We start from the raw sequence: 19,248 nt of genomic DNA, 5'->3' as shown, positions 1-19,248 counted from the left end.
CTCAGAAATTCCAGGCGAAGAGCGGATAGGGCAGCTTCAGGCCCCAGATGAAGACGATCACGGCGAAAGAGCTCATCACGGCGGTCAGCACGAAGACTTCGCGCAGCCTGAACTCGTTGCCGGCATAGGCCGCGACCAGGAACATGAGCGCCAGCGCGGGCAGGAACCCAAGGCGCTCGATCGTGAAGCCGAACAGCACCATGGCCAGGGTCAGTAGGAAAAGCGGAGCCCAGGACCATGGACCGGCCAGGTTTCCGCCCTGCCTCAATCCCTTGATCAGGATGGCGACGCCGAACGCGATCAGCAGGCCGCTCAGGATTTTTGGGAAATAGCCCGGCCCCATCCGCACCGTGCTGCCGAAGCGGTAATCGAGCGAGATATGGAGCGCGATCGAACCCAGGCCCATGAATAGGAGCCCGGACAGGACATCCTTGTTTCTCATCACATCCGATTTCATCAGGATCTCCATGCTCCGGCATCGGGGTCGCAACGAGCGGGCTTTCGGGGCCACGCCTTGGCGCAAACCCGGCAGCCAAAGGCCTCATTCCCGGATGGTCCCGGCCCTATATTGCCGGGCGAGCCAATCCGAGGATCTTGGTCTGGCTGCAGAGTGTCACGGCAGTTCAGGCCCGACCTTCAGGACCTCGCAATGGCTGCTTCACCGCGCCGATTGCGACCTGCCAGCCCTGAACACCGGAACAGGCGCTGATCGATGCCGCAGTGAGCCGCCTTTCGGGCAGGCGCCCGAGAGTGCAGGCGGCGCCGGCAATCCCGAGCGCAAGGCAATGGCCGCCGCCAACCCGGCCCTAGTCGTCAGCCTTGACGTCGGCGGTTTTGATGACCGCGGTCCATTTCGGCACGTCCGATTTGATCAGGGCGGAGAACTCCTGTGCGGTGCCGCCGATCGCCTCGGCGCCAGCCGCCCTGAGCTTCTCCTTCGTGTCCGGCATCTGCAGGATCTTGTTGATCTCGGTGTTCAGGCGCGCGACGATCGCGTGAGGCGTGCCGGCGGGGGCGGCCACGCCCCACCATGTCACGGCCTCAGAATCCTTGACGCCAAGCTCCTCGAAGGTCGGAACCTCCGGCAGGTCGGAGCTGCGGGCCTTCGCGAAGATCGCGAGCGGGCGCATCGTGCCCTCCTTGATATGAGACATCGCCGAGGGCACCGAGGCGACATAGACGTCGACGCGCCCGCCGAGGAGATCGGGAACGGCCTGCCCTGTGCCCTTGTAGGGCACGTGCAGGAACTTCACCGCAGTCCGCTGCTGCAGCAACTCGCCGGCAAGATGCGAGCTGGTTCCGACGCCGGGCGTCGCGAACTTAATGGCGTTGGGCTTGTCCTTTGCTGTGTTCAGGAGATCCCTGACCGACTTGATCGGCGAATCCTTGGCGACGACCATCACCTGCGGCGCCGACGCGGTGAGCGCGATCGGGGTGAAATCCGCGATCGGGTCGTAGTTCGCCTTTCCGAGGATTGGGTTGATGACCATGTTGGCGTTCTGCGCCAGCACGATCGTATAGCCGTCGGGCTTGGCCTTGCCGGCTAGGCCTAGGCCGACGCTGCCGCCGCTGCCGGGCTTGTTCTCGGGCACCACCGTCCAGCCGGTCGTTTCGCTGAGCTTGGCCGCCACGACCCTGGCCACGACATCGGTCCCGCCGCCGGGAGGAAATGGCACGATCATCCGGATGGCCTTGTCCGGATATTGCTGCGCATGCGCCACCGACGTCAGCGCCGATAGCGCCAGTCCCGCGAGGGCTTTGTAGGCAATCCTCATGTTCGTCTCCTCCCGGTTGTTTCTGTTTGCCCGGCTTCGTGCGCTAGGTTCATTCCGCAGCGAGTTCCGCGAGCCTTGCCAAGCTGCGTGCATCGGCTGCGTTGCCGTCCAGCACCGAAATGACGTGCTGGGCCGCGATTTCTGCCATGGCCTTGGCCGAACCCTGTGTCACGCCGGCGATATGCGGGGTCACGATCAGGTTGGGCAAAGTCCAGAGCGGGTTGTCCTTGGCTGGCGGCTCGAGCGCGAAACTGTCGAGGCCGGCGCCGGCGATCCTGCCCTCGCGCAGCGCCTCAAAGAGAGCCGGCTCACTGATCAGGCCACCGCGCGCCGTGTTGACGACGAAGGATGTCGGCTTCATCAGGCCGAAGCGCTCCGCATTGAGGAGATTTCGCGTCGCGTTGGTCAGCGGGCAATGCAAGCTGACGATATCGGCTTCCGCGAGCAGGCTTTCCAGATCACGATTGCCCCCGTTTCCAAACTGCGCGATCTCGCGTTGGGCATGGGGGTCGTGCATGATCACGGGCATGCCAAGCCCGGTGGCGATCCGCGCGACCTCCTGGCCGATCGCGCCGAAGCCGACAAGGCCCATCACGGTGCTGGCGATGTCCCGCCCTAGGAAACTGGGCTTCGGCCACTCGCCACCCTTCACGGCCCGATCGAGGCGAGGAATGTCCTTCAACAACGCCAGCGACAGCGCGATCGTGTGTTCGGCAACGGCGCGCGAGTTCGAGCCCATGGCGCGAATGACAGGGATATTCCGCGATGCCGCCGCGTGAAGATCGATGTTGTCGACGCCGACACCGTGCTTCGCGATGACCCTGAGCCTGGGCGAGGCGGCGATGATCGTGTCATCGACGCGGCCCTGTCGGACGATCAGCGCATCGACCTGCAGCTCGGCAACCCGCTGGGCCACGAGATCCGGCGCGGCATAGGCGGGCGAGAAGAAGACATCGACGTCATGGGCGTTGAGAAGCTGGATGGCGCCTTCGGCCAACCGGTCATGCGTGACAAGCACGCGTCTGCCACGCGTGGCGACACGGGTATCGATCATCGGTGCGTTTCCTCGTGGCGCTTTCTGTCCCCGGGTGATGCCAGGTGCCGCGCCTTCCCCAACACTATTGACCGATGGGCAGCCACTCGTATGCTGAAATAATGACATATATCGATGATCTTTCCGCATGAAACATCCGATCGACGGGGTCGAGGCGTTCATCCAGATCGCCGAGCTCGGCAGCTTCAACAAGGCGGCCGAAAAGCTGCATGTCACCCAGACCGGGCTGACGCGCCGCATCCAAAGGCTCGAGAGTCATGTCGGCCTCAAGCTGCTGGACCGCACGACCCGCACGGTGGCGCTGACGAGCATCGGCCGGGAGTTCCTGCCGGAGGCCAAGCGCATGGTCGACGAGGTCGGCCGATCCTTCGACCGGCTGAAGACGATCTCGCGCTTTTCTACAGGCGACATCGCGATCGCCTCGGTACCGTCGCTGATGTATGGGCGCCTGCCGCGCATTCTGCGGACCTATGCCGTGCAGCATCCGCATAATCGCGTCGAGATCCTCGACCGGACCAGCATCCTGGTCATCGAAGCAGTGCGCCGACGCCAGGCGGAGTTTGGCCTGCATGTGCAGCCGCCGAACCAGCCGGACCTCCATAACGAGGTCCTGGTTCGCGATCCCTTCGTCGCCTATTGCCGCACCGACCACCCGCTCGCCGGAAAAGCGGCCATAGCCTGGGCAGAACTTGCGGATTTCGACCTGATCACGCTCGGCGGCAGCAGCGGCAACAGGCTGCTCATGGAAGCCCAGCTCGCCCGCTCAGGCATCGAGGTCAGGACCAAGTTCGTCGTCGAGTACTTCTCGAGCGCGATCGGGCTGGCGTCCGAAGGTCTGGGCGTGGCGATCCTGGTCGCCTCGATCGTCGAGAACCTGCGCCCGGACCTCGCCCAGATCCCGCTGGTGGACCCCGTCATCGACCGGCCAGTCTCCGTGATCCGGCGGCACGGGGAAACGCTGACCCCGGCGGCACAGGCGCTCTATAGCCTGATCGCGCGCGACCTGGGCCCTCTCGGCGGCGCGTGAGGGGAACGCCATTCGTGCGGCACTCATTCCGATCGGTCTCATCCGGGTGCCGAAGGGAGCCTCCGCTGCGAGGGGTCTAGCCCGTTGGACGTGGCCGCATCTCACAGTGACTGACTCAAGTGGAGGCGCATTCCGCGACGACTGGAGTGACACCCGAGGTTATGCGTTCATGAACGCTGGGGGAACTCGCCCCACTGCTGGCCGCTGGTCCGCTGCGAACCGATCAGCGAGCAGTCAGGTCTTCTTAATTGCGGCCAAGCCTGCAAGGGTGTAATCTCGCCGAGCGCTGATACTGCTGCGCAGTTGCCATTCCGCGTGCCTGTTGCCGATTGGAATGACGCTTGAGCGATACTTGTGCCGTAAGTTCTCATCAGAGAAAAGAGCACCCTCATTCTGTAATAACATCCCTGCCGAGCTGCTCGTCCGGGATCAGGCGCAGTGCCTTTTCTCGGTAGTGACGATCGTTTATCGGTCTCAATTCCGTATCCATACTTCGCTTGAGGCCAAATTTCCGACAGTAAATTGAAATAATTCAATCTTATACGACGATATAACCTGCAGAAATTTCTCGTATTGGCGTGTTCATGCGTCTACTTCAGCGGAGTAACCCGCCATGAGCATCAATCTCGTATCAATCATCATGCAGTTCCTGTCGCCTGATCTGATGTCCAAGCTGGCTGCATCATTGGGCGTGGACCAGTCTTCGGTTGGCAAGGCGACCAACGCCGCTGTCCCCGGCTTGCTGGCGACGCTTACGGGTGTCGCATCTACGCCGGAGGGATCACGCAAATTGTTCGACACGGTTTCGCAGCAGAATCCGGGAATGCTTGACAGTCTCGCCAGCATGATCGGCGGCTCTGACCAGAAGACAGTCGCCGACAGCGGTACGAATATGCTCTCCTCGCTCCTCGGAGGTTCGGCGATGTCCGGACTTGCTGGCGCGATCTCGAAATTCGCGGGCCTCGGCGGCGGGGCAAGCTCCTCGTTACTTGGCCTTTTGACGCCGGCCGTGATGGGAGCACTGGGGCAACAGAAGTCGGCGGCGGGATTGGATGCGTCAGGCCTCGCCCAGATGTTGACGTCACAGAAGGCGAACATCTCGGCTGCCTTGCCCGCGGGCTTTGCTGACATGCTTGGCAAAGCTGGCCTTCTCGGCGCTGTCGGCAGTGGCGCGAGCACTGTCGCGGACACTGCAAGGTCGACAGCGTCCACGACCGGCGCCATGGCCGATCGTGCGGCGGCACAGGCGAGAACCGGCGGAATGCCGGGGTGGCTGACATGGGCCTTGCCGATCCTTGCGGTGCTTGCGGTAGGCTGGTGGTTCTTCGGGCGTCATGCGCCCGTCGTCGTTGAACAGCCCAGGCCTGTGGCAACTCAGCCGGTGCTGCCGGCTCAAACCGCTATTGGACAGGCAGGCGCCGTGGCAACGCAAGCGCTGCAGTCCCTGCAGAACGTGACTGCCGGCGGCGTAAACGTCGGGACCGAGATTCAAACGGCGATTGATGGGCTCGCAAGCGCGCTCAAGGGCGTTACGGACGCGGCCTCAGCAAAGGCGGCGCTGCCACGGTTGCAGGGCGCGGCAGCCCAGTTCGACAAGGTCAACGGCGTGGCCAGTCAGCTGCCTGCCAGCAGCCGCTCCGCGCTGACGGCCTTGATCGGCGCCGTCAGGCCGTCGCTGGAGGACCTGTTCACCAAGGTGCTGGCGATCCCCGGCGTGGCCGAGATCGCCAAGCCGACGATCGATGGTGTGCGGGCGAATCTCGACGCGCTGGCGCGGGCCTAGCGCGAGGCAGGCCGTTCGTGATGTTTCGATAGCGCGCCGAGCGCAGGAGGCCGTGATGGCGATCAAGGCGAACTTTGGAGCAGATGAATGGAAATTGATCCTGGGCAGCCCGCTATTGGCCGGCATGGCGGTCACGCTTGCCGAGCCTAACGGGCTGTGGGGCGTGTTCAAGGAGAGCCTGGCCAGCGGGCGTGCGCTTCTGAGCGCCAGGAGCGACGCGGACGCGGGCGAGCTTGCGAAAGCCATTGTTGCCGACATGGAGAGCTCGGAAGGGCGCGGCGAGGCACGCGAGTCGCTTCGCGCCGAACTGGCAGGAAAGACCCCGGCAGATGCGAAGCAGAGCATTCTGGCAATGCTGACGCGCGTAGCGCAAATCGTCGACGCCAAGGCCCCGACCGAAGCTCCTGCATTCAAGACATGGCTCTCGCATGTGGCAGAGACGGTGGCGGAGGCCTCGAGCGAAGGCGGCTTCATCGGGTTTGGGGGAACCCAGGTCAGCGCGGCGGAGAAGGCCACCCTGACCGATGTGGCAAAGGCGCTGAGCGCCGCTTGAGTGAGACGCATCACACAAGCGCATGCGTGAATGAGATAGGAGATTGACTGAGTTGCCAGGGAGCGCTGCACGGCGGCGCAGCCCATGAGCCCTTTCGAAGGGCGGGAGAGTTGGCCTGGGTGCAATCCGGCCCGCGGCGCAATGAGTCGAAACCGTCGTCGCAGGCTTGGGGTGCACCGTGCCCAGGCGATCAGTTCGCGAGGATGGGCCTATGAAACTTGCGCGAAGCTGTAGGCTGCTCATCATTGGCATGACCAGCTTTCTTGTGGCCCAGCCCGCCCAATCCGCCGGTCTCCTGGATGACCTGGCGCGCGCACTGTTCGGGCAACCCCGGCCGCCCCCGCAAGTCTATTTCGTTCCACCCGCGCCGCTGAGCGTGACCGTCCACCCCAAGCGGCGGCAGCAGCCGCGCAAACTCGTGGCGTCCAAGCCGACCGCGCCGGTGGTCAAACTCGATCCGGCCGTTGATCCATACTGGTATCTGGATGACCCGACCTTGCGGCGCGGCGATATCGTCGTGACCCATGCGGACGTGCTGGTCTTCGAGGGCCGCGCCAGCCAGAGCCATCGCGCCAGCGATTTCACGGCCCTCAACCGATCCCGGCTCGTGTCGAAAGCGACGCAGCAGCGGGTTGGCGCGGCTACCGGCGCCCACACGTCCGTGCCGCCAGCGGGCGTTCAAACGATGGCGGCTCGCGACCCGGCAAACTGATCCGCAGTCACTCGTGGCGTTGTTCGCAGTCGGTCCCGGCGCGCTGAATATCCTACTGCGCAGTTCGTGCCCCGCGCAGACCACTGAGGCCCCGTATCCGAGCCGCCGCGTGCGGTGACTGGCTGGCGGGCAGTCACAAAGCTGCGACGGTGCGGAAGGCGTCGTCCTGGCTCCGCCGCCGGGGGCGCTGCCCTGGCATCGAAAACAATGTAGAATGCGACCGTGTCCACCCCGGCATGACACTCTTAACTGTCATCATGCCGCGCATGGGTGAGAGCCCATCACTCCGACCTCATTGGTTCCCGGGAGCGTGCGTAAAACTGCGCGTTACACTTCCTCTGGAGTAAACCCAAATCATGCACTAATAATCAACCAGACCTTGGTATGAACCGATCGTTGAAGTCGTCGCGACGCAGACGATCTGAGTGCAGGAAGCTTGGCAGTGCTCCGGACATGCATCGTACTCGCGGCCATGATGGTCGCAATCCCAGTCAGTGCTCGCGAAACCGTTACATATAAGGGAGATGGGACGCCAGGCGCCATCGTCATCAAGACAAAGGAACGGCGGCTTTACCTGGTGCAGGGAGACGGAACCGCCATTCGCTACAAGGTAGCGGTCGGGAAGTCATCCAAGCAATGGCTCGGAGCGGTCGAGGTCGAGGGTAAGCATGTTGCGCCTGCCTGGTCGCCTCCCGATGAGATCAAGCGGGACAACCCAAGTCTGCCGGACGTCATCCCGGGAGGCTCCCCACGAAATCCGATGGGAGCGCGCGCGCTCACATTGTCCGGCGGAGGTCAGTACGCGATTCACGGCACTAACAGGCCGGATTCCATAGGCACCTTCGCGTCCTATGGCTGCTTTCGCATGTTCAATGACGACATCGTCGATCTGTTCGACCGCGTCGCCGTCGGTACGCCGGTTATCGTCCTGCGCTGACAGGCACGCGCGCAGCGCTTTTCGGCGTTGCCACCCGCTGCTCGTCGCGCATATGCGAATGAACAGCGGGATGACCTCGCGGCTTACTGCTGAAGGGATGCCGGCATTGCGTCGTCTCTGGCGCGCCCGGCGTTGACCGCGCGCAGGCTGGCGATGTACTCAGCCGGGTAGAGCATTGTATTGTCAGGGGCCTTCAGGCCCATGTACTGCGCAACTTCGCCAACCCATCTGTTGCAGTTATAGAGCACGGCATGCCAAGCCGTCGGCTTCCGCTGCTTCTGCCTGATATAGGCCGCTACCCGTTGATACTGGGCTTCGGTCAACAGAACCCGGTACCGCGCCGAGATGTATTCATCCTCCAGGTCGCCGTCGCTGGGGCCTGTCTCCGCTGGAACGGGAAGGACGTGCCCGACAGACCAGAGCTGCGGGCCTTCGCCGGCCGGATGCAGGCCGGCAACCTGATCTGCCCGAACCTGGCCGACTTCGCCCCGCGCGTTCAGCCGGCCATAGACGAGAAACGTATGGCCGTAGCTCAGTGCATAGCGCGACCGAAACTCGACGAAGTACTGACCGCTTCGCTGGTCAGCCTGCCGTCGGGAGTGCCGGGATGCCGTCCTGCCGACCGAGCCGGTCGGCCGTGGGTCGGGCGCGATAGCCTCATCGCTGGCCTCGGGAGGAGGCAGGTAGCGATCCTCCTGGGCACTGGCAGGAGCCAGCCAGAGAGGCAAAGAAATGGCAGCAGCACAAGCAAAGAGAATGCTGGCGCGCGCCAGATTGTTTGATTTGTTCCGCATCGCAGAGCTCCGGTTTCCGGAAGAAGAACAGCCTCGGCGATAGGCACGACAACAGCAGTAGCCGTGTCATCAAACTCCCGGAAGAGTTTCTAATCAAATGAAGAAAACGGCCGGATTGTTCCGGCCGTTTTCAGAATATTGGGTGTCAGCCCTTCGTAACGATCGGAGAAGCAACTGGAGGGGGAGCCTTCCCCTTGCCCTTGCCAATACCATAAGTGGTGCAGCCACCAACGCCCACCAACGCAACGGATACAGCCAAGATCATAAGCTTTTTCATTGATTCGCCCTCGTTGAGAACATTGCAACTATGACTGAAACAAGTTCGGCTACTAGTGCGGATGCGCAACACCAAACCCACTTCCTTGCCCCGGATCGCGGCAGTGCGGCACAACGTCGAGTATTCCAAATATCCTCAGCACTTTCAATCGGCTAAGGCCGGGTTTTGCTGGAGCGAAGACGTTCGTGGTTTCCAGGGGCTGAACCTTCCGAAGGTGCTCTAGCGTCCTCGATGCTTCGCTCATTGTTCCCGAGCAACGCCCTTAACCGCGGGAGTTCATTCTTCGTCCAGGCGAAGTCGAGTTATGCAAGGTCGAAGCTAGAGAACTCTTAGCCCGCCGCCAGAATAGACATGGATCCTTCGCCGCACAGCGTACTGGTAGCGATAATATCGCCACCAACGCGCGACGAGCGCGTCGGTATGTCACCTGACCTTCATCACTCGGTTGACCGGGCCGATCGCAAAGGCGGTTCCCTTGCGGAGTACTCGGCAGAATGCCTGGGCAGATCCGGCGTTCTCCGCCGCTTCACCCTCTTGGGAGCCAGAGCGACGGAGCCCTCTGCGCGCGTAGGTCGCGAGACTGTGACCTTGCCCTCAGGCGTGGAACCTTGGCATGACGCGCCCGGTCCGCGCCATGTAGTCGCCATATTCCGCACCGAACGCATCGAGCATCAGGCGCTCTTCCTGGCCGACGCGGAAGAAGTACAACGTTCCAAAACCGACCAGGCCGGACAGCCCGGCGATAAAGTTGGGCAGCAGGAGAGCCTGGGCAATCGCCCACAGCCAGAACGCCGAATACATGGGGTGCCGGACATAGCGGTACACGCCCTCCGTCACGAGCCGATGGCTCTCGCGGAGATCCAGAGACACGGACCAGTTGCGGCCGAGAGCCCGGTGCGTGAGGTGGAACAGGATGAGCGCCGCGATCGTGGCGAAGGCTCCGAGCCAGGCGAGAGCCGGCTGGAACGGGTAGTTCGCAACGCGCGGGAATCCGGTCGCGACATAGATGAACGGCAAGAGTCCAAGGCCCGTGAACGAAATGCTCAGCAGGATGATTTCCCGCAACCCGCGGGCGCTCCGGGAAACCGGGGTCCGGCGGGCGCGTCGCTCATGTGGAATGCGGATGATGTACCAGCCAACGGCAAGCAGGGCGTAGATCGCTTTGGCGATGCTCAGGGTCATCGCTTGGCGACCTCGGTGCTGTGATCGCCCGTCAGGGCCGGGGAGGGGGAAACGAGAAATCGACCGTCGGCATCGAGTGCTTGCATGGCACCTTCCTTGGCATTGACCTGTTGTTCTGCAAAGAGCGGCCCGCAGACGAACATGAAATAATCATACGGCGCGCGCCGATCATTGCCCCTGACGAACTGGCAATGCATCCGGTACCAGTTCTTGCGAATGCGGGGATAGCGGGCCGGATCAATCATGCGCCTGATGCTGACGCTGCGAATGATCGGTGAGCCCGTGGCGGCCAGACCCATCAGCGGCAGAGGATCGGCCCGGTAGAAATTCATCACGTCCGAGCGCGCCTGGTAGTCGGCCCAGAACACGGCGCGGCAGGCGCTCACGCGCTCGACCGCGGCGCGGAAACGACGGGCGGCGCGATGAAGCCCGATCTTGAGGGTCGACGATCCTACGGACAGAAACGTGAGGCGAGGACGGTCGTCCTGCTCCTCGAGCCCGAGCTCGATGGCGTGGTCGATGAGATCGATCGCAAGCACGGCTCCAAGGCTATGTCCGACGACGAGAATCTCGTCCACCGAGCCGCTGCGCCTGGCCTCGACAATATCGGCAGCAACGCGTCGCAGGCGCCCTTCGAGGATCGGATCGCCCCGCCGGATGTACTGGCGGGCAAAGATCCAGTCGTCAAAGAGAAGCCCCAGATAAACCCAACGATCGGCGGCGAGAAACAAGAGGAGGAAGGCGCCGATTGCTGCCAGTGCTCCAATCGCGCTGGAGTCGGTAGCTCGCGCCAGGGCCACCCCGCTAGCAAGCGAAAACGCAGCAATGATCGCCAGAATCAAGAATGGATAGAGGAAGAACATCGCGTAGCGCCAACTGGCGCGCAGATAGCCCCAGAGCGCTCCGGCCACGATAAAATCGACGAAGGCGAGGAGGCCCTGGGGAATGCGCCACCATATCGGGCGCCTGTTCGTGGCTTCCACCACATCGTCCCATCTGATTGCGCAATACTCGGTTTCGACCCGCCAGTTGGGGCCGGTCGTGAGCACTTGCCAGGTCGAGACGTCATCACTGTTGGTAGGCTCCGACGAAACCACGGAGGCCGCCCACGCACGCTCAAAACGTCGCGTTTCCCTGACAAAGCGACCATGCACGACCGCGGGCTGCGCATGATCGTAGCCGCCGATGTGATACACGCGACGCCTGAAAACATTCGAATCCGCCATCGCCGGCTATCCTGCTCCCAATGCGTGGCCTGCGCTGTTTGTTAGTGGATCGCCGGCACTTGCGCCAGCGAGCAGCGATTCAACCGAGGGCGCAAGTGGACGACGCAGACGACGTCACTTTGTGTTCGCGAAAGGCGATCGGCCCCTTCGTACGAGCAGAAGCTCCCATTTCCCAGGACGTAGAGGCTCTCCGCCGGGGGTATTGGCCTATGGAATGAGTGACCGCGGATGAAGCGCTCGGCGAGGGCGTGCCGTCATGAGGCGGGCATGATCGGGGAGGCAGTCGCGGTCCTTCTGCCTGATTCGCTCGAACAGTGTCCGCTCCGTATAGGGTGCTACCGCCCGGTCCCAGAATAGCCGAGCCCGCGCGATATCTCGTCTGCGGCCTCCATGACCTGCTCCGCCATGAGCTTGATCATCTCGGGTGTCAGCCGGGTCGATGGCCCCGATACGCCAACCGCAGCCTCGACCACGCCGTCGGCGCGCCTGATCGGGGCCGCCAATCCATAGACGGCGCCGCGCCATTCGCCGAGGTTGACGGCATAGCCCTGCGAGCGGACCGCTGACAGTTCGTGCTCGAGCCCTTCAAGGCTATTGATGGTCCTTGGCGTGAAGGCGAGAAGATTTCGCCCAATCTCTTCGATGACATGCGAGGGTTGAAACGCGAGAATCGCCTTTCCGATCGCAACCGCGTGGGCCGGAGCCTTGCCGCCGACATCGGAGCTGGCATGAAGCGGCTCGGGGCTATCGATTTTATCGATATAGATCACATCGGCCCCAGCGAGGACCGACAGGTGCACGGTCTCGCGCGTGCGCAGGGCGAGTTCGGAGAGGTGGCGCTGCGCTTCCCGCTTCAGCTCAAGTCGGGCGAACAGGCCGACACCCAGCCCCCACAATTTCAGTGATAGCCCACACCGCCCAGTGTCGGGCTCGCGGGCGAGATAGCCCGCATGCTCAAAGACGGCCAAAGCGCTTTGAACGTGGCTTTCGCCCAGTTCAGTCTGCTCCGCCAGATCACGAACGCTCCTCGGCTGATCGCTCTTGGCCAAGGCTTCAAGAATCATCAGGCCGTCTTGAAGTGTTCTGTCCATAGGGCGGGGCACCAGACTCCCAGATCCGAACGGCATTCCAGACGTCAGGGCGCGTGTCGTTCACGCTCTCCTGCCGATTTCAGCCAGTATTCATGTCTGCAACACCATGAAACCTGCCCGAAACAACACTGAAGAGCAAGGGCAGCGACGGACCGCGCGAGCCTCCCGTTGCGAGGACCAGACGGTGCTTGTACGGCCGGTGCGTCAGGATGTCGTGGCCAGCTAAGTTGAGCCCGGCGAAGAGCGGTTTCAGGTCCGGGCGCCACTCTCGAACCAGAGAGGCGGCCGGCATCGAGGGCCAGCGGGCTCGGCAGCGCCGTCAGCTTTCCATGAGCTCCAGCAGGAAATAAGTCGTCGGGCCGGTCGGGAGATCGTTCGACAGGCGAAAGGAAACCGGGCCTGTGCCACGGGTGATCGGCGGTTTCACCGTTCCGTCGAGAGAGACAGGTGAGAGCTGCCATCGCGGCGCCGTCCTGTTGATCCGCAGATCGACCTGCCCCTTGCGGATCAGGACCGGAAGACGCCCGAAATCCTCGATGACCTTCTCCTGCCGGTCGCGGAAGGTCATGCCGGTGTTGCGGGCATCGGTGGCGAAGATCAGCAGGAAGCGGCTGCCCTTGGCGAGGGAGGCCGGCCTGTCGAGCGAGGCCAGGGCGACGAGGCCGTCACCCTCCGCGGCGTCGACGCTCATCGTTCCCAGCCTGGCCGGCAGGCTCTGCGCGGAGAAGGCGAGGGCCTCCGTCGCGGGCGTCGAAACGCGCAGCTGCCGGCTTGGGCGGCTCAGGACGATCTCGCCGGTGTCGCTCTGGTAGAGCCCCGCCGCGATATCGGTGGCATTTCCTTGCGGGAGCGCGCCGCTCTTCTTCAGCCTGTCGATGATCGCAGCCGCGCGATTGGCGTCCCGAGGCTGAAGGACTGCGATCTGTTCGCCGATGCGGTCGGCGGCCTGCAATCCGATCCGCCCGACCAGAGCCAGATCCGTCAGTTTCTCAGGCTCGCGGGCCTGCATGTCCGGGCCGAGATCATCCTCGCCGCGAACCGCGAACGGGATCGTGATCCGGGAGGTGGAGACATCGCCGCGCCTGAACAGGAGTGCGGAGAGGGTCTCGCCGGCGCGGGCCACGGGGTCGAGTGCGATCGCGTAGGGCAGCATGGCCCGCTTGTGCGGATAGGGCTCGCCATAGGCGAGAATGATCGGGCCGTGGGCGTGCCGGCAGAGCACGTCCCAGCCCTGCAGTGCGGCATAGGCCGGAAAGACGAGCCCGCCCTCGTAGCGATAGCGATTCCAGAACAGGTGATCGTATTCGCTGACGATGAACGGTTTTCCGAGCCAGCGCGCCGCCGCGATCATACGCATCGCATTGGCGCCGTCGCCAACCGAGCTCTGCTGGAGCAGCTTGCTGCCGGGCGCATAGCCCCCGATCCAGTCGTGATAGGTATTCATCGTCACGGCTTCGAGGCCACGCCTGCTGAGGGCGGTCTGGATCGTCGGCCAGTTATTGTAGGTGCTGATCAGGCCCTTGTAGCCAAGCGTGCGTAGCGCCTGGCTCATCCTTGCGGCGGATTCGGTCTCGACCTCGATGAAGAAGGCCTGCAGGTCGCGCATGCGCGCGCTATCGGCGTAACGGTTGCCGGGCAGTGCGATCGAGCCATTCTCCAGTCGCTCGGTCCAGCCGAGCCCGCCCCAGGCCTTCGAAAGAGCAGCCGTCGACGCATAGCGCTTCGCCAGCCAGCGATTGAAGGCCGTCCCGAGCATCGCGTCATACGGTGGCTTGCCGGGCCGGTCCTGCACGACGCCCTCGAACTCGATGCCGTTCTCATTGACCAGGATGACCAGCGCCAGCGCATCGTCATGGATCGGCGCGATGCCTGTATGGGGATTGACCCGTGCGAGGAATTTTTCGGTGAAGGTCTTCCAATGGGCGAGGGCGGCGTCGTCGAGATGCAGTGCGAGCTTGAGGTTGCCGGCTGGATCCCAGCGGTCGTCATAGCCGCCATAGGCGCCGCGCCACGAGGTCATTCCGTCAATGATCCAGTAGATGCCGTTCCGCTTCAGCGCGGCGAGCAGATAATGGATGCGGTCGAGCGTGTCGGGGTCGAAATCGAAATCCTTGCCGCGGCCAGACATCAGCGATGCGTCAAGGAAGGTTAGCCGGGCGATGTTGTAGCCGTGGCGCGCGAGCTGCTCTGCGTAGCGGTCGGCCCCGGCGCGATCAGGGAAGCCGCCCGAGGCAGGGCTCCATGCCAGAGAGGCGCAGAACAGGCGTTCCGGTTCTTCGGGCGCCTGGGCGAGGGCGAGACGGCCGTCCTGCCGCGCCACCACCCGCTGGCCCGCGCCGATGGAGCCCTTTGGCCCGATCGCCCGGCTGGGCAGGAGCGCGGAGAAGTCGAGCGGGCTGCCGGGGCGGATCTCCAGCGACACTTCGCGAACGGGCAACCATTGGTCGGCGGCGATGGCGCAAGGCGCGTTGGCGGTAAGCGCCAGCACCGCAGCCAATGAGGAAAGCAGTCTCTTCATGCCGACCAATCCCTATCCGGCGAACCCTGGACGATCCCGCTGCGCCTTCAGGGCCGCGACGGGCCGTGCAGGATGTAGGATTTGGTGAGGCCTGCGATCTTCTCCCGGACCAGATTCGCCCCAGGCGCATAGGAGCGGAACTCCTTCAAGGTCAGGATCTGAATCTCCTCGAAATACTCCCGGATGTGCTCCTCGGAGGGTTTGGACAGGAAGCGCCACGGCGACAGCCTGACGGCATGGCGGGCGAGCGGACGCGGCAGCCAGTGGAGGGCTGGGCAGAAGAAATGCGGTTCGATTGGGAAGACGAAGGCCGGCGTCTGGATGAAGTAGTAGTTCGAGACGCGGTTGATCTCGCGCACGAGATTGGCTCGTTTGGCCGGCGGCACGTGCTCGATCACCGAGTTGCACACCGCCACGTCGAACGACTTGTCCTCGAAGGGAAGGCGGTCTCCGTCATAGACGATGACCTTCACATCGCCGAACGAGCCGGTGAACGAGCGCGCCTGGCCGTCGTCGCGGATGTTGACCAGCGTCAGGTCCTTGGGAACGTCGGCCGGGTCGAGCTTTTCCCAGAAGTGCCTGGAGCCGCCGACGTCGCAGACCTTGAGCGAGGTGAATTCGGGGATGGTCTCCCGAAACAAGCCGCCGCGCCTCCTCCGGAAATATTCCGACGAGGAATGCACGATCCGGTCCCAGAGCGAAACATTCTTCTCCACAGTGTCGTCGGTCATGAAGGGAGCTTTCCTGAGGTGTTCGTGGCTCGGCTGCGCCCGTCAGGCGGCCGTTCTCGCCGGTTCATGGATGATGCGGCTCTCGATCGGCGCGGCAGGGGGCCGCCGCCGCCGCAGGAAGCCCACAGGCAGCGCTGCGGCGTGGAAGAACCAGGCGACAACGGTGTAGAGCCCCATCCCGAGCCCACCCTTGCGAAGGCTCATCAACGCGACGATGCCGGCAAAGACCGCGAGGACCAGCCCGAGAGCCAACGCCTTGTCGGGCAGGAACAGCAGGATCGCGATGGAGAGCCCCCACCAGAGATAGACCCCGCTCCATAGCTTGAGCTCGGGGAGTTCGCGCAGGAGCTGGAAGAAATAGGGTTTGCCGAGCGACGCGCGCAGCAATTCGCCGGCACCATGCAGATACTTGTTCTTCCAGCGCCTCGTCAGGAGCCTGTAGGAATTGAGCGTATGGCCGAAATGCTGGACGAAGCGGCGGTCGAGCCGATGCAGTTTCCATCCGCGGCTCCGCAGGCGGATGCCGAGATCGATCTCCTCATGGCCATGCAGATTGCGGTCCGAGAGATAGCCGGCCTGCTCGATCGCGCTGCGCCGGTAGAGCCCGCCACCATTCATCCGGTCGATCGGGCCGGTTCTGTTCTCGGGTCCATTGCGCTGCACGCGTCTCGCATATTCGAGATTGGAGACCTGCATCTCCTCGACATGTCCGGTCACGCCGGCCACGGCAGGGTTCTCGACGAGAAAACGGATGGCAGCATCGAGGAAGCTGGCATCGACCAGCATGTCACCGTCGATCAGGCAGATGTACTCGTGGCGGGAATGCTGGAAGCCGAGCTGCGGCCCGATCCCGCAACTCGGGCGCGCCGGCGCGACGATCTGGGCGATCACGACCGGGTAGCCTGACGCGATCTCGACGGTGCGGTCGGACGAGCCGCTATCCGCGATGACCACCTCGCCCTGCAGGTCGCCAAGCGCCGCCAGCGCGCTCTCGATCGTCGCGGCGATGCGCTTCTCTTCGTTCAGGGTCTTGATGATGATCGAAACGGCCAATCGGGCCTCCAGTGTCGATATGAGCGCCACGACGTCAGAAATCCGTGAGCAGCCTGCTCCAGCTTTCCGATGCAAGGCCGCCGAAATAGACCTCATTGCGAAGCGTGGCGTCCTTGATCTCGGCATGGCGCGTGACAAGGCAGAAATAGCCGCGGTGCTTGAAGGACAGCCAGCGCTGCCGCGATATTGCATTCATCAGGAATGGCTGCGCCATCCCGTTCGCCTGGGCATAGCCCTCTGCGTCCAGATGCGCGAACATCTGGCCGGTGACGTCGAACTCGTGGCCCGCCGCGCATAGGAGGTTCAGGACGTTGGCTTCCCGACCCTTTTTGCCGAAGAAGAGGAAGGCGCCGATCACGCGGCCGTCCTCGGCGATCACGGTCCTGTACTGCAGGGAGCCGAGGCCCTGATTCAGCGCGGCGACGCCGACGAGCCAGTCGAACTCGGGCTTTGACCAGACCGGCCGGATTGGAAAGCGTTCCATCATCGGGCCGGCGCAGCGGAAGAACTCCTCCGGACTGGCACTGATCGTCCGGCAGCCCGCCGCCGCGGCCGGGACCAGCGAGCGCCTTCGACGGCGCAGCAGGCCATCGAACAGGCCGAGAAGGCGCAGGACGCCAGGGGACCGCGACAGCGGCACGTAGCGGCTCCACGCGATCGCCCCGGCAGCAAGCGGCCGGAACGTGCGCTGCCATTCGAGGCTCTGTACCGGCAGAACCACACCGCCTCCGGCAACCCAGTGATCGGCGCTGACCGGCGACGCATTGTCGGAGAAGCAGAGATCCTGCCGGGCCGCGCGCATCTGTCGGGCAAGGCGCGCCGCTCCTGCCGCGCCCTCCTTCCCATCCGCCATGAAGGCGCAGAGAACCTTGGCGATGATCGGGCGACCATGGACGGTGAATTCCATGGGGAGGGCAAGGATGGCGCTGGCAACGTTGCCGGCAGCACTGTCATAGACGATGCTGCCATGCTCCGGCCGGTAATGCGGGCTGCCGAAGAAGACCGTCTCGAGATATCCTTCCAGATCCGGCGCGACCTCGCTCTTGTGGTGACGGAAGGTCTTGCTGAACAGTTTTGCGATGATTGGGATATCGCGCTTCGTCATCGGGCGGACGCCACAGCCGCGCGGAGGGCTCTCCTCGCCACGGGGCGGGAGGGATGACTGCAGATTCTGTTGCAGGTCAGCGTCCATGCGCGATCCCCGCAGAGAGACCTTGCTTGCGCGCCTCCTCCCTGTCCCTGTTCACGACATGCAGGAGGGCCCCCCAGGCCGCAGCCACCATGGCGATCTCGATCACGTAGAATGAAACGAAAGTCCCGGTGGGCGGGGCATACCAGGTCGCGCAGGCGGCAACTGCAGCGCCGATGACGCTGCCAAGCCCCATGACCGCGGCGCGGGTCGGCTGGTGGCCCGACGCTCCGAGCGCCTCAACCGCCACGGACCACATCGCCAGCGGTATCACCACCCAGCAGAGAGCCCTGACGAAGGAGACGAGCGAGACATAGTCCTTGCCGAACAGATAGGGCAGGACCGGCGCCAGCACGAAGACGGCGATCGCCGCCGCGATGCCGATCGCGGTGGCTGCAATGAGAACCTTCCTGACGCGGGGCAGGGCGTGCTGCAGGCCAGCCGCCGTCGCCTTGGCCGAACCCGGGTAGACCAGGCGATTGAGCGCCTCGACCGAGAGATAGCTGCTTTCCAGCATCCGTCGCGCCACGCTGTAGCTCGCCACGATTTCGGCTGTCGCGACGAGGCTGAGCACGAGCAGGTCGGCGTTCTGCCGGATCGCCCGCAAGATGAAGGGAATGCTGAAATAGAGCCCGAGCGGCAGCTCTTCGCGCACGATCCGGTATTTCGGCTGGCCCAGCCCGCGAAGGGCGCGCCAGCATGCCAGCGCAACCAGTACATGGCAGGCAAACTGCCACAGCACCCAGGTCGCGAGCGTCGAAACACCGAAGACGATGCAGGCAAGGCAGGCGGCGATCGTCCGCGCGATGGCGAAGCTGACCACCACCGTGTTGGCCGAGCCGAAATCGGAATGGGCGATGAAGATCTGCTCGGCCAGCACGATGATGCGGACCAGCATGATATTCGTGACGAGCATCAGGGTGATCACTGCGACATTCGTCGCCGGATCGCTGGAGAGCGTGAAGAAGAAGGGCAGAGCCACCGCCCCGAGCAGGACCAGGAACACACCGCTGGCGGCCGTCAGGATGATGTTGTGGCCGAGCATGTCTGGATAGATCGCCCGGTCGCGCGCCACGCGGCGAACCAGGCACTCCATGGCGCCGAGCCCGCACATATGGACCGCGATGTTCGAAATCGCGGTGATGGCGACGAAGAGGCTGAACTCGTGGACGCCGAGCCAACGGGCCAGGATGGCGAAGGTCAGAAGCTGTGCGGCGGAACTGATGACGAGGCTGCCGCCTGACGCGGCATAGGACACGAGCATAGGCAGAAACGCTCTGCGATGACTCGATCCTTTCGCGTTATCCGAAGCCATCCGGTCCTGCCTTTGACAACAACCGAGATAG

17 protein-coding genes are annotated in these 19,248 nt (G+C 63.6%); 5 read left to right on the top strand and 12 right to left on the bottom strand.

Annotation, left to right across the window (positions count from 1 at the left end; all coding sequences use genetic code 11):
* Position 1 precedes the first annotated feature (1 nt).
* From AB4118_RS17400 to AB4118_RS17390, 3 genes are all read right to left on the bottom strand, one after another.
* Entirely contained in the window at positions 2-457 is a 456-nt protein-coding gene (locus AB4118_RS17400; RefSeq protein WP_441490913.1) for a tripartite tricarboxylate transporter TctB family protein, read from the bottom strand.
* 349 nt (positions 458-806) lie between these two features.
* Positions 807-1,775, bottom strand: coding sequence for a Bug family tripartite tricarboxylate transporter substrate binding protein (locus tag AB4118_RS17395; protein WP_441490912.1), 969 nt, complete (start codon positions 1,773-1,775; stop codon positions 807-809).
* 49 nt (positions 1,776-1,824) lie between these two features.
* Positions 1,825-2,829, bottom strand: a complete 1,005-nt coding sequence (locus AB4118_RS17390) for a hydroxyacid dehydrogenase (protein WP_441490911.1) — start codon at positions 2,827-2,829, stop codon at positions 1,825-1,827.
* 127 nt (positions 2,830-2,956) lie between these two features.
* Here AB4118_RS17390 and AB4118_RS17385 point away from each other — a divergent pair, with 127 nt between their 5' ends.
* From AB4118_RS17385 to AB4118_RS17365, 5 genes are all read left to right on the top strand, one after another.
* A complete protein-coding gene (locus tag AB4118_RS17385; protein ID WP_441490910.1) occupies positions 2,957-3,856 on the top strand; it encodes a LysR family transcriptional regulator in 900 nt (299 codons plus the stop codon).
* Between the two features lie 613 nt (positions 3,857-4,469).
* The gene (locus AB4118_RS17380) at positions 4,470-5,639 is read left to right on the top strand and encodes a DUF937 domain-containing protein (protein ID WP_441490909.1); all 1,170 of its coding nucleotides are present in this window, start codon (positions 4,470-4,472) and stop codon (positions 5,637-5,639) included.
* A gap of 55 nt (positions 5,640-5,694) precedes the next feature.
* The gene (locus AB4118_RS17375) at positions 5,695-6,192 is read left to right on the top strand and encodes a hypothetical protein (RefSeq protein WP_441490908.1); all 498 of its coding nucleotides are present in this window, start codon (positions 5,695-5,697) and stop codon (positions 6,190-6,192) included.
* 211 nt (positions 6,193-6,403) lie between these two features.
* The gene (locus AB4118_RS17370) at positions 6,404-6,904 is read left to right on the top strand and encodes a hypothetical protein (protein ID WP_441490907.1); all 501 of its coding nucleotides are present in this window, start codon (positions 6,404-6,406) and stop codon (positions 6,902-6,904) included.
* Positions 6,905-7,376: 472 nt separating this feature from the next.
* Complete coding sequence (locus AB4118_RS17365) at positions 7,377-7,841, top strand: L,D-transpeptidase (RefSeq protein ID WP_441491071.1); 465 nt, start codon at positions 7,377-7,379, stop codon at positions 7,839-7,841.
* 83 nt (positions 7,842-7,924) lie between these two features.
* On the opposite strand, the gene AB4118_RS17360 is transcribed toward AB4118_RS17365, so the two are convergent.
* The 9 genes from AB4118_RS17360 to AB4118_RS17320 form a co-directional block, all read right to left on the bottom strand.
* Positions 7,925-8,635, bottom strand: a complete 711-nt coding sequence (locus AB4118_RS17360; protein WP_441490906.1) for a hypothetical protein — start codon at positions 8,633-8,635, stop codon at positions 7,925-7,927.
* A gap of 871 nt (positions 8,636-9,506) precedes the next feature.
* The gene (locus tag AB4118_RS17355) at positions 9,507-10,094 is read right to left on the bottom strand and encodes a protein-S-isoprenylcysteine O-methyltransferase (protein ID WP_441490905.1); all 588 of its coding nucleotides are present in this window, start codon (positions 10,092-10,094) and stop codon (positions 9,507-9,509) included.
* Entirely contained in the window at positions 10,091-11,320 is a 1,230-nt protein-coding gene (locus AB4118_RS17350) for a hypothetical protein (RefSeq protein WP_441490904.1), read from the bottom strand. Before AB4118_RS17350 ends, AB4118_RS17355 begins: the two co-directional genes overlap by 4 nt.
* Positions 11,321-11,655: 335 nt before the next feature.
* On the bottom strand, positions 11,656-12,384 hold the full coding sequence (locus AB4118_RS17345; RefSeq protein ID WP_441490903.1) for an IclR family transcriptional regulator: 729 nt from the start codon (positions 12,382-12,384) through the stop codon (positions 11,656-11,658).
* Between the two features lie 346 nt (positions 12,385-12,730).
* Positions 12,731-14,929: a glycoside hydrolase family 5 protein gene (locus tag AB4118_RS17340; protein WP_441490902.1), complete on the bottom strand. Its 2,199-nt coding sequence runs from the start codon at positions 14,927-14,929 to the stop codon at positions 12,731-12,733.
* Between the two features lie 47 nt (positions 14,930-14,976).
* Complete coding sequence (locus AB4118_RS17335; RefSeq protein ID WP_441490901.1) at positions 14,977-15,660, bottom strand: class I SAM-dependent methyltransferase; 684 nt, start codon at positions 15,658-15,660, stop codon at positions 14,977-14,979.
* Between the two features lie 42 nt (positions 15,661-15,702).
* On the bottom strand, positions 15,703-16,713 hold the full coding sequence (locus tag AB4118_RS17330; RefSeq protein ID WP_441490900.1) for a glycosyltransferase family 2 protein: 1,011 nt from the start codon (positions 16,711-16,713) through the stop codon (positions 15,703-15,705).
* Positions 16,714-16,747: 34 nt separating this feature from the next.
* The gene (locus AB4118_RS17325; protein ID WP_441490899.1) at positions 16,748-17,818 is read right to left on the bottom strand and encodes a GNAT family N-acetyltransferase; all 1,071 of its coding nucleotides are present in this window, start codon (positions 17,816-17,818) and stop codon (positions 16,748-16,750) included.
* A 76-nt stretch (positions 17,819-17,894) separates the two neighbouring features.
* The gene (locus tag AB4118_RS17320; protein WP_441490898.1) at positions 17,895-19,217 is read right to left on the bottom strand and encodes a lipopolysaccharide biosynthesis protein; all 1,323 of its coding nucleotides are present in this window, start codon (positions 19,215-19,217) and stop codon (positions 17,895-17,897) included.
* Positions 19,218-19,248 lie beyond the last annotated feature (31 nt).

The organism is Allobosea sp. 2RAB26 (genome assembly GCF_052115465.1).
Lineage (GTDB): Bacteria > Pseudomonadota > Alphaproteobacteria > Rhizobiales > Beijerinckiaceae > Allobosea.
The sequence above is the reverse complement of the archived record's forward strand: the minus strand, read 5'-3'. Positions and strand labels throughout refer to the sequence as shown.